15 protein-coding genes are annotated in these 11,792 nt (G+C 54.3%); 4 read left to right on the top strand and 11 right to left on the bottom strand.

The window, feature by feature from the left end; all coding sequences use genetic code 11:
• The first annotated feature begins 28 nt into the window (after positions 1-28).
• Positions 29-1,306, top strand: a complete 1,278-nt coding sequence (locus CMQ96_RS16910) for an MFS transporter (protein ID WP_049132180.1) — start codon at positions 29-31, stop codon at positions 1,304-1,306.
• A 62-nt stretch (positions 1,307-1,368) separates the two neighbouring features.
• On the opposite strand, the gene CMQ96_RS16905 is transcribed toward CMQ96_RS16910, so the two are convergent.
• From CMQ96_RS16905 to rpsF, 5 genes are all read right to left on the bottom strand, one after another.
• Entirely contained in the window at positions 1,369-2,295 is a 927-nt protein-coding gene (locus CMQ96_RS16905; protein WP_098067039.1) for a DMT family transporter, read from the bottom strand.
• 146 nt (positions 2,296-2,441) lie between these two features.
• Entirely contained in the window at positions 2,442-2,891 is a 450-nt protein-coding gene (rplI, locus tag CMQ96_RS16900) for a 50S ribosomal protein L9 (RefSeq protein ID WP_004098003.1), read from the bottom strand.
• 41 nt (positions 2,892-2,932) lie between these two features.
• Positions 2,933-3,160 carry a 30S ribosomal protein S18 gene (gene rpsR, locus CMQ96_RS16895; protein ID WP_000135199.1) on the bottom strand — a complete coding sequence of 76 codons (228 nt, stop codon included), beginning with the start codon at positions 3,158-3,160 and terminating at the stop codon, positions 2,933-2,935.
• 4 nt (positions 3,161-3,164) lie between these two features.
• Complete coding sequence (gene priB, locus CMQ96_RS16890; RefSeq protein WP_004128142.1) at positions 3,165-3,479, bottom strand: primosomal replication protein N; 315 nt, start codon at positions 3,477-3,479, stop codon at positions 3,165-3,167.
• A 5-nt stretch (positions 3,480-3,484) separates the two neighbouring features.
• Positions 3,485-3,880, bottom strand: a complete 396-nt coding sequence (rpsF, locus tag CMQ96_RS16885) for a 30S ribosomal protein S6 (RefSeq protein ID WP_004098001.1) — start codon at positions 3,878-3,880, stop codon at positions 3,485-3,487.
• A 337-nt stretch (positions 3,881-4,217) separates the two neighbouring features.
• On the opposite strand from rpsF, the gene CMQ96_RS16880 reads away from it, so the two are divergent.
• Entirely contained in the window at positions 4,218-4,493 is a 276-nt protein-coding gene (locus CMQ96_RS16880) for a DUF1471 domain-containing protein (protein WP_004871080.1), read from the top strand.
• A gap of 138 nt (positions 4,494-4,631) precedes the next feature.
• Complete coding sequence (locus CMQ96_RS16875) at positions 4,632-5,825, top strand: MFS transporter (RefSeq protein WP_098067038.1); 1,194 nt, start codon at positions 4,632-4,634, stop codon at positions 5,823-5,825.
• Positions 5,826-5,886: 61 nt separating this feature from the next.
• Here CMQ96_RS16875 and CMQ96_RS16870 read toward each other — a convergent pair whose 3' ends face one another.
• Genes CMQ96_RS16870 through ulaA form a run of 6 tightly spaced genes read right to left on the bottom strand, consistent with a single transcriptional unit; the run spans position 5,887 to position 10,296 of the window.
• Positions 5,887-6,573, bottom strand: coding sequence for an L-ribulose-5-phosphate 4-epimerase (locus CMQ96_RS16870; protein ID WP_024360264.1), 687 nt, complete (start codon positions 6,571-6,573; stop codon positions 5,887-5,889).
• Positions 6,573-7,427 (bottom strand): L-ribulose-5-phosphate 3-epimerase UlaE, encoded by an 855-nt coding sequence (gene ulaE / locus CMQ96_RS16865; RefSeq protein ID WP_098067037.1) that lies wholly within the window; start codon positions 7,425-7,427, stop codon positions 6,573-6,575. The genes CMQ96_RS16870 and ulaE overlap by 1 nt, the downstream gene beginning before the upstream one ends.
• A 9-nt stretch (positions 7,428-7,436) precedes the next feature.
• Complete coding sequence (gene ulaD, locus CMQ96_RS16860; protein WP_004128129.1) at positions 7,437-8,087, bottom strand: 3-keto-L-gulonate-6-phosphate decarboxylase UlaD; 651 nt, start codon at positions 8,085-8,087, stop codon at positions 7,437-7,439.
• 13 nt (positions 8,088-8,100) lie between these two features.
• The gene (ulaC, locus tag CMQ96_RS16855) at positions 8,101-8,568 is read right to left on the bottom strand and encodes a PTS ascorbate transporter subunit IIA (protein ID WP_024360261.1); all 468 of its coding nucleotides are present in this window, start codon (positions 8,566-8,568) and stop codon (positions 8,101-8,103) included.
• 9 nt (positions 8,569-8,577) lie between these two features.
• Positions 8,578-8,883 (bottom strand): PTS ascorbate transporter subunit IIB, encoded by a 306-nt coding sequence (gene ulaB / locus CMQ96_RS16850; protein ID WP_004109091.1) that lies wholly within the window; start codon positions 8,881-8,883, stop codon positions 8,578-8,580.
• Positions 8,884-8,895: 12 nt separating this feature from the next.
• The gene (ulaA, locus tag CMQ96_RS16845; RefSeq protein WP_004871084.1) at positions 8,896-10,296 is read right to left on the bottom strand and encodes a PTS ascorbate transporter subunit IIC; all 1,401 of its coding nucleotides are present in this window, start codon (positions 10,294-10,296) and stop codon (positions 8,896-8,898) included.
• Positions 10,297-10,660: 364 nt separating this feature from the next.
• On the opposite strand from ulaA, the gene ulaG reads away from it, so the two are divergent.
• Complete coding sequence (gene ulaG, locus CMQ96_RS16840; RefSeq protein WP_024360260.1) at positions 10,661-11,725, top strand: L-ascorbate 6-phosphate lactonase; 1,065 nt, start codon at positions 10,661-10,663, stop codon at positions 11,723-11,725.
• Positions 11,726-11,792 lie beyond the last annotated feature (67 nt).

Here is an 11,792-nt window from a genome sequence, read left to right as displayed (position 1 = left end):
ACCCTATAAACCCGTTAAGGTGATCACAATGAAAATTAAAGGACTACGATGGTGGATTATCGGCCTGGTGGCGCTGGGCACAGCCATTAACTATCTGGCGCGCAGCTCATTAAGCGTTGCCGCGTCAACCTTATTTACCGAACTGCATATTACTGAACAGCAATATTCGTGGGTCATTATGTCCTTTCAAATGGCTTATACCGTTGCCCAGTCTTTCTGCGGCTATATTCTGGATTCCATCGGTTTACGGATTGGCTTTTTTATCTTCGCACTGGCATGGTCCTTCGCCAATATGGCCCATGCTCTGGCGTTTAACTGGCAGTCGCTGGCCTGCTTCCGCGGCCTGCTTGGCCTGAGCGAAGCCGCCGCGATCCCTGCAGGTATTAAAACCGCATCGGAATGGTTCCCGTCAAAAGAGCGGGGCGTGGCAGGTGGTCTGTTTAATATCGGAACGTCCGTTGGTGCCATGCTGGCACCGCCGATCGTCGTCTGGGCGATTATTTCCTGGCACTGGCAGTTCGCTTTTATTATTAGCGGGGGGCTGGGGATTATATTTGCTTTTATGTGGTTATTTTTATATCGCTCGCCGGAAAAACATCAATGGGTATCAGATGAAGAAAAAGAGTATATTTTCTCAGGACAAGAGAAAGCTCTGCAGTCTGACGGCGATAAGCGCCCTTCATTACTCCCCCTGCTGAAGCAGCGTAATTTCTGGGGCATCGCGATGACGCGTTTTTTGTCCGATCCGGTCTGGGGAACGTTAAGCTTCTGGCTGCCATTGTATTTAATTCAGGTTCGCGATCTGCCGCTAAAAGAGATTGCTATGTTTGCCTGGCTCCCCTTTCTCGCGGCGGATATTGGCTGCGTGGCGGGTGGCGTGCTCTCGAATGTGTTGATCACCAAGTTCCACATTACCACTGTCAACTCCAGGCGCATCGGGTTCACTATCGGCGCGCTGCTTATGACCTCGTTGTCAGCCGTGGGATTTGTCGAAAACGTCTACTTCGCGATTGCACTGATCAGCCTTGGCGGCTTTGCGCACCAGATGCTGTCAACCATGGCAATGACGTTAGCCTCGGATCTGTTCAAAAAGAACCAGGTCGCCACCGTGAGCGGCATGGCGGGTTCTGCAGCATGGATGGGCCAGTTGCTGTTCACCCTGGTAATGGGGCTGCTGGTGCATCAGATTGGCTATACGCCATTCTTTATTGCGCTGAGCATTCTCGATCTTATCGCAGCAGCGATTATTTGGCTGACCATTGTTGATCCGCAGCGCGTCGTCGCGAAGCAGATACAGCCGGCATAACCATTCTTAATCATAGGCCTGCAAACCCATGCAGGCCTGAGCAGCGTGGCGTCATCAGGCAGTTAACGATGTTGACCCACTTTATTTACCCACCAGATCCCGGTGCACACCAGCGCCAGCGCAACCGCATATTTCAGCTCAAGAATATTCTCGCCGAGGAAGATGGCCGACAGCACGGTGCCGGCAACCGGGACCACAAAGTTGAACGGCGCAATCATACTCACGCGGTTATGCTTAAGCAGCACGCTCCATAGCGCAAAAGCGATGGAAGAGAGCAGGGTCAAATAAGCCAGCACCAGCGCAGCAGCGGCGCTGTGGACCGCCAGGGTTCCGCCGGTCAGGTAACCGCCGCCAACCAGCACCAGGCCGCCAAACGCCAGCTGCCAGCCGGTCATCACCGTCGGGTCAACCGTCTGCGAAATGCGCTTACCGTACAGCGTCGCCGCCGACAGGATAAAAGCCGCCAGCACCACAAAACCGTCGCCCTGCCAGACAAAGCTAAAATCGCTCAATGAATGATTAACGGTCACCAGCATCACGCCGGCAAAACCGAGAATGCAGCCGACGGCTTTGTTGTAGCTCAGCCTGTCATTCTGATAGATAAAGTGCGCCAGCAGGACGCTGAAGAAGGTGCCGGTGGCGTTCATAATCGAGCCCTTCACGCCGGTGGTAAACGCCAGGCCAACGTAGAAGAAAATGTACTGGATGGACGTTTGCGTGACGCCCAGTATCGCCAGTTGGCCGCACTGACGGGAATTTAAGCGGGCGATCGGCTTACGCTGCGCCAGCGCGAAGAGCAGCAGTAGCGCTCCGGCAAACAGGAAGCGATAGCCAGCGAAGACGATTTTAGACGGCACATCATCAGTGGCAATCTGAAATAGTTCATAGCCGCTTTTAATCGCCGGGTAGGAGCTTCCCCACAGCAGGCAGCAGAGGGTTGCGCAGGCATAAGCCACTTTCTTGCGGGTAAAAATCGAGGGTGCGTCCATTCACTTCACCAGAAATAAAATAGTGTTTTATTTTATTATCCAGAAAGTTGCTAAGAATAGCCACCATACCAGGAAAAGATTCAGCAAAGACAGAAAAGCAAAACGCCGGCACAAGGCCGGCGTCTCGACGTGAGTTGAGTAATAAATTACTCAGCTACAACGTTAACAACCAGTTTAGCGAAAACTTCGCTGTGAACCTGGAAGTCCACTTCGTGCTCACCGGTGGTGCGCAGAACGCCGTTCGGCAGACGAACTTCGCTCTTAGCAACGGCAACGCCAGCTGCAGTTACAGCGTCAGCGATGTCGCGAGTACCGATGGAACCGAACAGTTTACCTTCGTCGCCAGATTTAGACGCGATGGTAACGGTGCCCAGTGCGTTGATTGCTTCAGCACGTGCGTTAGCAGCGCCCAGAACTTCTGCCAGTTTGGCTTCCAGTTCAGCACGGCGTGCTTCGAAGAACTCAACGTTTTTCTTGGTAGCAGGAACAGCTTTACCCTGTGGTACCAGGAAGTTACGAGCATAGCCCGCTTTAACGTTAACCTGATCACCCAGGCTACCCAGGTTTGCTACTTTATCAAGCAGAATAACTTGCATTACCTTATCCTCTCAAAGTCGTATTAATGGACCGTGACCGATTACTGATGACGATCAGTGTACGGCAGCAGGGACAGGTAGCGAGCGCGTTTGATAGCGCGTGCCAGCTGACGCTGATATTTTGCACGGGTACCGGTGATACGGCTCGGGACAATCTTACCGCTTTCGGTGATGTAGTTTTTCAGCGTAGCGATATCTTTATAGTCGATCTCTTGAACGCCTTCCGCGGTGAAACGGCAGAACTTGCGACGACGGAAATAACGTGCCATATGGCTAGTCTCCAGAATCTATCAATTCAATCTGCTCGGCATGCAGAACCATTTTGCTCAAGCCGTTCTTTGCCTTGTGGCAAGAGATGAACCCTCGAACGATTACTGCGCTACCGACCGTTATACTGTGAGTAATGGCCTGGTTCTCGTGTCCGCTGATTATCACGGGCATTTGGCACCATGCCTGCCGGTGAAAACCGGCTTCCTCCTGCACTGAACGATGCTCAAGCACGAACTGGCAGTGTGGAATTCCTGACGGGCTGACCTTACGAAGTGGAGTCCTGCATACAATGCCGGACAGTTCCAGACGGTTGGTCATCAGGATTACTCTTCAGAATCCCCAGCTTCAGAATCATCTGCAGTTTCGTTGGCGAAATCTTCGCGACGCTCGCGGCGCTCGTCTTTCGCTTTAACCATCGGAGATGCTTCGGTAACAGCGTGCTTAGTACGCATTACCATGCTGCGGATAACGGCGTCGTTGAAGCGGAAGTTAGTTTCCAGCTCATCGATCGCTTCCTGCGGCGCTTCAACGTTCAGCAGAACGTAGTGAGCTTTGTGCAGTTTGTTGATCGGATAAGCCAGCTGACGGCGGCCCCAGTCTTCCAGACGGTGGATCGTACCTTCTGCTGCAGTGATTGCACCAGTGTAACGTTCGATCATGCCCGGAACCTGTTCGCTCTGGTCAGGATGGACCATAAAAACGATTTCGTAATGACGCATCGAATTGCTCCTTACGGATTATTCAGCCTCCTGTCTGGGTCAGCCGCGGCCCATGGAGGCAAGGAACGTGTTAAAGGGCGGCTGAAAAATTGACGCGTCATAATACGGGCGAGCGGGTTTTAAGACAAGTGAATTGTGCAAATAATTCGCACTAAGCGCGAAGTGGCCTTAAGCCAGTGATTTAAAATTAATCAACGGCGGAAGCGACAATTTTTTGAACAACTGCATCAGAAATGGTCGCGATACGCCAGCGAGGCAGCGATTACACTTAGATTAGAAGCAATCCATACCCCAGGGAAGCGGGTTAACGTCAGGACTGTCATAAGGAGCGTAGATGATGAAATACATCCTCATAACCATGATGGCAGCGCTTTTGTTGAGCGCCAACGCGCTGGCTGCTATTAAAATCGATGCCCGCCAGGCCCGCAACATGGACGATGTGCAGAGCCTCGGCGTTATCTATATCAACCACAACATCGCCACCGAGCAGGAAGCCGACCAGGCGCTTAGCCAGCAGAGCGATGCTCAGGGAGCGAAATACTTCCAGCCGATCCTCATTCATGAACCGGGAAGCGACGGTCCGATTCACGCCAGTGCGGCCATTTACCGTTAATTTGCCTGTTTTTTGACTTCGCCCGATAGTCAGGGCGAAGTCTTAATGCAATTGAGAATTATTTTTCTTCGTGCCTTATCAGCAGGAACGTAACCTGATTTAATCTCTCTTTAACCACATGATTATCCGGAGTGATTCATGGTTCCGCGTTTTGCCACGCTAAGCCGTATCCCGAAAGGGGTTTGGGTTCTTGGCGGCGTTAGCCTGCTGATGGATGTTTCGTCAGAGATGATCCACAGCCTTCTTCCTCTATTTATGGCCACCACGCTGGGGGCCAGCGTGATTATTATCGGCATTATCGAAGGCGTTGCTGAAGCTACCGCGCTGATGCTGAAGGTTTTCTCTGGCGTCATCAGCGATTATGTCGGCAAACGCAAAGGCCTTGCGCTGCTCGGCTATGGCCTGGGGGCGCTAAGCAAACCTCTTTTCGCCATCGCGCCAACCTCCGGCGTGGTGTTCAGCGCGCGAATGATCGACCGCGTGGGCAAAGGGATACGCGGCGCGCCGAGGGATGCGCTGGTCGCCGACGTCACTCCGCCGGAAATTCGCGGCGCCGCCTACGGGCTGCGCCAGGCGCTGGACACTATCGGCGCTTTTCTGGGACCGCTGCTTGCCGTCGCGCTGATGTTTCTCTGGGATAACGACTTCCAGTCTATTTTCTGGGTCGCGGTCATTCCTGCCGCGCTCTCCATCGCTTTATTAGGCTTTGGGCTAAAAGAGCCAAAAACGCCGATCACCCGGAAACGGACCAATCCCCTGCGCCGCGAGAACCTAAAAAAGCTTTCAGCCGCCTACTGGTGGGTTGTGGTTATCGGCTCGATTTTTACCCTCGCCCGCTTCAGCGAAGCGTTTCTGGTGCTGCGCGCCCAGCAGATGGCGATCCCGCTGTTCGCGATTCCGCTGGTGATGGTCGCGATGAACCTGGTGTACAGCCTGACCGCCTATCCGTTCGGTAAACTATCGGACAGCATGAGCCACAGCAAAATGCTGCAGTGGGGTCTGCTGGTGCTGATCGCCGCCGATATCGTGCTGGCCTTGAGCAGCCACTGGAGCACGCTTTTAGCCGGCGTGTCGCTATGGGGCATTCATATGGGGATGACGCAGGGACTGCTGGCGGCGATGGTGGCGCATACCGCCCCGCCGGAGCTGCGCGGAACGGCGTTCGGGATGTTCAACCTGATGAGCGGCGTTGCGCTGCTGCTGGCCAGCGCAGGTGCGGGCGTGCTGTGGGAGGTATTCGGTGCCGCCTCGACGTTTTACGCCGGCGCGGTAATCTGCGTGCTGACGCTGATCGGTATGCGCTGTATGCCGTCGGCTTATCAGCAAAACTAAAAATAGCTCCGGAGCAGACCGGTTGATTCATCATAAAGATGAATGCTCCGGAGCACGTCTTTCACTTTTGCCCGTAATAGGCATCTGGCCCGTGCTTACGCATAAAGTGCTTGTCCATCAGCCAGCTATCGATGGGCTTCAGCTGCGGGTTGATCCCGCGAGCAATCCACGCCATCCGCGCCACTTCTTCCATCACCACCGCGTTATGCACCGCATCGTGCGCATCTTTGCCCCAGGCAAAAGGCCCGTGCTGATAGACCACGATGCCCGGCGTATGCAGCGGCTCAACGTCGCCCAGCGTTTCAATAATTACGCGGCCGGTGTTCAGCTCATAAGCCTCAGCCACTTCCTGCGCGCTTAACGCCCGGGTGCAGGGAATATCACCAAAGAAGTAGTCCGCGTGGGTCGTCCCCAGCGCGGGAATGGCCAGGCCCGCCTGCGCCCAGGCCGTCGCGTGCGTCGAGTGGGTATGCACCACGCCGCCGAGGCTCGGATAGCGACGATACAGCGCCAGGTGCGTGGCGGTATCGGAAGAAGGACGATAGCGCCCCTCCACCACCTTACCCTCGAGATCGACTACCACCATATCGTCCGCTTTCATGGTCTCATAGGCGACGCCGCTGGGCTTAATCGCCACCAGCCCACGTTCACGGTCGATGGCGCTGACGTTACCCCAGGTAAAAGTGACCAGTCCGTAACGCGGCAAATCCATATTAGCGTCAAAGACCTGCTGTTTTAACGTTTGCATTATGCCGCCTCCACCAGACCGGCGCTGGCCATCCGCGCCTTCACCCAATCGCGCGCTTTCGCAACTTCAGCGGCCGGATCGTCGGTCATTTCGCTCCACATTTCAATCAGATACGGGCCGCAATAGCCGCTCTGCCTGAGCGTTTCAAAGCAGCGCTCGAAATCGACAACGCCTTCGCCAAACGGCACGTTCTTGAATACGCCCGGTTTAGTATCCTTCACATGTACGGCAACGATATGCCCGATCCCGGCCTGCAATTCCATCTGTACGTCGTTATCCCATGCCGACAGATTGCCGATATCAGGGTAAAGCTGGAACCACGGATTATTGAGATAGTGGGCATAGCCCAACGCCTTGCTGATCGAGTTCATCAGCGGGTAGTCCATGATTTCCATCGCCAGCGTCACCTGCGCGCGGCTCGCCATTTCGACGCTCTCTTTTAGCCCGTCGCGGAAACGACGGCGCGTCTCGTTATTGGCTTGCTGGTAGTAAACGTCGTAACCCGCCAGTTGGATAACGCGAATACCCACATCCTGCGCCAGCCGAATCGCTTTGCGCATAATCTCCAGGCCCTGCGCCCGAACCGCGTCGTCTTCGCTACCGAGCGGAAAGCGGCGATGGGCGCTCAGGCACATAGAGGGTACCCGCACCCCGGTTTCAGCAATCGCGTTGACCAGCGCAAGGCGCTGCTCCCGGCTCCAGTCGAGCCGCGCCAGACGGGCGTCAGTTTCATCGACCGACATTTCGACGAAATCAAAGCCGAGCTCTTTCGCCAGCCGTAGGCGTTCCTGCCAGCACTCCCCCGCGGGGAGCGCTTTTTCATAGATACCGAGCGGAATTTGTTTTGACAGCATGACCGCTCCTTAGCCCCACAGCTGGGCGATAGAACGTTTAAACTGCCGGGCGGCCTCTACCGGAGAAGCGGCGTCGCGAATGCTGCGACCGGCGATAAAGACGTGAATGGGAATACCTTTAAACAGCGGTAAATCTTCCAGCGCCAGGCCGCCGGTGACGGTGACTTTAAAGCCCATTTCGGACAAGCGTTTGATCGCGCTGATATCCGCCTCGCCCCACGCCACACCGGCCGCCTGGGCATCGCGGCTACGGTGATAAACCACCTGCTGAATACCCGCTTCGCGCCACTCCTGCGCCTGCTCCCAGGTCCAGTAGCCGGTCAGTTCGATCTGGACGTCGCCGTTGAACTCTTTCGCGACGTCCAGCGCGCCTTTGGTGGTGTTGATGTCCGCGCAGCAGATCACGGTGACCCAATCGGCGTTGGCTTCAAAGCACATGCGGGAGAGAATTTTACCGGCATCGGCGATTTTGGCGTCCGCCAGCACGATTTTATTGGGATAGAGCGCCTTCAGGTCGCGAACGGCGCGTACGCCTTCAGCCACACAAAGAATGGTGCCGACTTCAATAATGTCCACTTCATCGGCTATCAGGCGCGTCGTTTCATACGCGGAAGACATGGATTGATTATCGAGCGCAACCTGCAACATAGGTAATGACATTGTAGTGTTCCTTTTAAACGGCCGCCGCCGTGGCGTTATCAATTAATTCCAGCACTTCCTGCGCGGTGCGGCAGGCGCGTAAACGGTCAAAATTGGCTTCATCTTCAAACAGGTTGACGATCTGCATGATGCCGACTTCCTGATGGGTATTGGCATCCACGGCCGCCATGGTGATCAGAATATCGACCGGGTCGTTATCCTCGTGATTAAAAACCAGCGGCGTTTTCAGCGTGACCAGCGCAAAGCCGGTTTTCTTAACCCCCTCTTCCGGGCGGCCGTGCGGCATCGCCAGACCGGGAGCAATCACAAAATAGGGGCCATGCTGGGCTACGCCATCGAGAATGGCCTGGTAGTAGCGCGGCTCAACGACATCCGCCTTCACCAGTAAATCAACGCTCAGCTTGACGGCTTCCTGCCAGGTACTGGCGTCGGCCTGGAGAAGGATGGAGTTATTCTCCACCAGCGAATCGCGTAATTTCATTTGGTCTCCTTACTTCACATCCTGCGGGAAGTGCGCTTTGATCACTTCCAGCAGTTTTGGGCCAAAATCCGCAGGCGAGAGCATGTTGCGCACGCCAACCACATATTTGTTGCCGGAGACGCTAATCTCACCGGCGATATGGGTGGAGGCGATGATGATGTCCGCGCCGTTTAGTTCACTTTTGTATTCACCCACCGCGCAGCTGTTCACCGTGTGATCGATATTTGACTGGGTCAAAAACTGGTCCACCTTCATCTTCATGATCATGGAACTTCCTTGCCCGTTGCCACATACAGCCAGAATACGTACGGTCATAGTCAAAACTCCTTATTGAGCAGAAGCATCTGCCAGTTGTTTTTCCGCGTCCTCTTCAGCACGCAGCGTGCGCCCTGCGAAGAACATATAAGCCAGTGCGATAATGATGATGACAGCCATAAACGCGATACCGATGGAGGCGAAGCCCTGCATCATCGGCGGCGCCAGAATTGACCAGTCCGCCATACCCATCCAGGCGCTCATACCGGTCAGCTTCACCGCCCAGACGCAGCCAAAAATTTCGATCATCCCCATTACCAGACAAATTTTGAGCGCCGCGCGCCAGCCGCCAAAGTGGTTAGCAAACACGCCGATGGTGGCGTTAGAGAAGAACATTGGGATAAAGCCCGGAATAATCAGAATGGAAGAGCCGAAGCCGACCAGAATACCGACGGCGATCAGCTGGCCGATGGTGCCCCACATAAACCCCCAGACGACGGCGTTTGGCGCAAAGCTATAAATCGCGGCGCAGTCAATCGCCAGCACGGCACCGGGAATCAGGCGCTGGGAAATGCCGTTGAACGCTTCAGAAAGTTCGGCGACGAACATGCGCACGCCCTGGGTGATAATGAAAATAGCGACGGCGAACGAGAAGCCGGTTTGCAGGATATAGATCGTCCAGTGGGTTTTACCCGCCATCGCCTGTACGGTGTCGATGCCGAAGGAGAGCAAAATCGCGCCGAAGAAAATGGTCATCACGATGGCCGTGGAGACGATGTTGTCGTGAAAGATGTTCAGCCAGCCCGGCAGCTTGAGATCCTCAACGCTCTCCTCTTTTTTACCCAGATACGGGGCGACCTTGTAAGCAATCCATGAAGCGAACTGCTGCTGGTGTCCGATGGAGAAGCCGCAGCCGTCGGTCACTTCCTGGGTCGGCTTATACATCATGTTCGAGGTAATGCCCCAATAGAGCGACACCAGCACCGCCGTGCAGATAATCGTCGTCCACATCGGGTAGCCGAAGATATAAAAAAAGACGGCAATCAGCCCCGCCTGCTGGAACATGATGTGCCCGGTCAGCATGATGGTACGAATACCGGTAATACGCCGCAGCAGGACATAACAAATATTCAGCGCCAGGGCTAACAGCACGGCATAGCCCACCCAGCTGTAGGCATCGCCCATCCGCTCAATGGTCGCCATCATGGAGGCGTAGGTATCAGAAATAGCGCCGTTGATGCCGTAAACCTCAGACATTTTCGCCACCACCGGTTTAAACGTGCTGGTCAGAATGCCGGAGCCGGCCTGCAGCAGCATAAAACCGATAATGGTTTTAATTGTTCCTTTAACGATAACGCTGGCGCTTTTGCGCAGCAGGATATAACCCAGGCAGGTCACAATACCCAGCAGCAGCGGGGCGTTGGTCATAACCTGGTTAAAGAACACGGTAAAGATGTGGTAGAGAATCTCCATAACACACTCCAGAAGGTGGACGCTCTGAACGCACGCTACGCCCAGGTTGGTTGTTGCGATCACTCTAATAATCAAAAATAATCACAACAAGATTATATTTGATTAAATGTGACGCACGCCGCAAATAATCACACAATCCGTCATGGTATTAATTCTCATTTTCATAACCTGAAAAATAGTATATGTAAATCAATTAAATAAAATAACACGCATATCATGAAGTATGCCTCCGCCCCTTTTTAACCCCCACTATTCCTCTCATGAAGGGCGAAATTCAGGATTGCAATCCTGAACAAACGATGCCAGTATTCGTCAAAACAAATCACATCGTGATTACTTTTGATAATATGTGAGGGAAAAACAAATGAGTAAAGTGCAAACCATCACCCGCGAATCATGGATCCTGAACACTTTTCCGGAATGGGGTAGCTGGCTGAATGAAGAAATTGAACAAGAGCAGGTTGCGCCGGGCACCTTTGCGATGTGGTGGTTGGGTTGTACGGGCATCTGGCTGAAATCCGAAGGCGGAGCCAATATCTGCGTCGATTTCTGGTGCGGTACCGGCAAGCAAAGCCACGGGAATCCGCTGATGAAAACCGGCCACCAGATGCAGCGTATGGCCGGCGTGAAGAAGCTCCAGCCCAACCTGCGCACCACCCCGTTTGTTCTCGATCCGTTCGCTATTCGCCAGATCGACGCCGTGCTGTCTACCCACGATCATAACGATCACATTGATGTGAACGTGGCCGCCGCGGTTATGCAGAACTGCGCCGATGACGTGCCGTTTATCGGCCCGCAAACCTGCGTCGATCTGTGGATTGGCTGGGGCGTACCGAAAGAGCGCTGCATCGTGATGAAGCCGGGCGATGTGGTCAAAATAAAAGATGTTGAAATTCATGCGCTCGACGCTTTTGACCGTACGGCTCTGATTACCTTACCCGCGGATCAAAAAGCGGCAGGCGTACTGCCGGACGGAATGGATCAGCGCGCGGTGAACTACCTGTTCAAAACGCCGGGCGGCAACCTGTACCATAGCGGCGATTCCCACTACTCCAACTATTACGCGAAGCACGGTAACGAACACCAGATCGACGTGGCTCTCGGTTCCTATGGCGAGAACCCGCGCGGTATCACCGACAAAATGACCAGCGCCGATATCCTGCGCATGGCCGAATCGCTGAATGCCAAAGTGGTGATCCCGTTCCATCACGATATCTGGTCAAACTTCCAGGCCGATCCGCAGGAAATCCGCGTTCTGTGGGAGATGAAAAAAGACCGTCTGAAGTATGGCTTTAAGCCTTTCATCTGGCAGGTGGGTGGGAAATTCACCTGGCCGCTGGATAAAGATAACTTCGAATACCACTATCCGCGCGGATTCGACGATTGCTTCACCATGGAGCCGGACCTGCCCTTTAAGTCTTTCCTGTAAGGCTTCTCCGGCGGGACCGCCCGCCGGAAATTATCCCCGTCAGCATTAGTATTTTCACCTGATTTCA

Source organism: Klebsiella sp. MBT K-1, assembly GCF_002556465.1.
GTDB lineage: Bacteria > Pseudomonadota > Gammaproteobacteria > Enterobacterales > Enterobacteriaceae > Klebsiella > Klebsiella grimontii.
Note: the sequence above shows the minus strand (reverse complement) of the source record. Positions and strands in the feature narration are given on the sequence as shown.

Excerpts from the sequence above, each read along its gene's own strand:
- ulaC (WP_024360261.1), bottom strand. The coding sequence starts at position 8,568 with ATGAAATTACGCGATTCGCTGGTGGAGAATAACTCCATCCTTCTCCAG.
- rpsR (WP_000135199.1), bottom strand. The coding sequence starts at position 3,160 with ATGGCACGTTATTTCCGTCGTCGCAAGTTCTGCCGTTTCACCGCGGAA.
- ulaD (WP_004128129.1), bottom strand. The coding sequence starts at position 8,087 with ATGTCATTACCTATGTTGCAGGTTGCGCTCGATAATCAATCCATGTCT.
- CMQ96_RS16905 (WP_098067039.1), bottom strand. The coding sequence starts at position 2,295 with ATGGACGCACCCTCGATTTTTACCCGCAAGAAAGTGGCTTATGCCTGC.
- ulaG (WP_024360260.1), top strand. The coding sequence starts at position 10,661 with ATGAGTAAAGTGCAAACCATCACCCGCGAATCATGGATCCTGAACACT.
- ulaB (WP_004109091.1), bottom strand. The coding sequence starts at position 8,883 with ATGACCGTACGTATTCTGGCTGTATGTGGCAACGGGCAAGGAAGTTCC.
- CMQ96_RS16880 (WP_004871080.1), top strand. The coding sequence starts at position 4,218 with ATGAAATACATCCTCATAACCATGATGGCAGCGCTTTTGTTGAGCGCC.
- rpsF (WP_004098001.1), bottom strand. The coding sequence starts at position 3,880 with ATGCGTCATTACGAAATCGTTTTTATGGTCCATCCTGACCAGAGCGAA.
- rplI (WP_004098003.1), bottom strand. The coding sequence starts at position 2,891 with ATGCAAGTTATTCTGCTTGATAAAGTAGCAAACCTGGGTAGCCTGGGT.
- CMQ96_RS16870 (WP_024360264.1), bottom strand. The coding sequence starts at position 6,573 with ATGCAAACGTTAAAACAGCAGGTCTTTGACGCTAATATGGATTTGCCG.
- CMQ96_RS16910 (WP_049132180.1), top strand. The coding sequence starts at position 29 with ATGAAAATTAAAGGACTACGATGGTGGATTATCGGCCTGGTGGCGCTG.
- ulaA (WP_004871084.1), bottom strand. The coding sequence starts at position 10,296 with ATGGAGATTCTCTACCACATCTTTACCGTGTTCTTTAACCAGGTTATG.
- ulaE (WP_098067037.1), bottom strand. The coding sequence starts at position 7,427 with ATGCTGTCAAAACAAATTCCGCTCGGTATCTATGAAAAAGCGCTCCCC.
- priB (WP_004128142.1), bottom strand. The coding sequence starts at position 3,479 with ATGACCAACCGTCTGGAACTGTCCGGCATTGTATGCAGGACTCCACTT.
- CMQ96_RS16875 (WP_098067038.1), top strand. The coding sequence starts at position 4,632 with ATGGTTCCGCGTTTTGCCACGCTAAGCCGTATCCCGAAAGGGGTTTGG.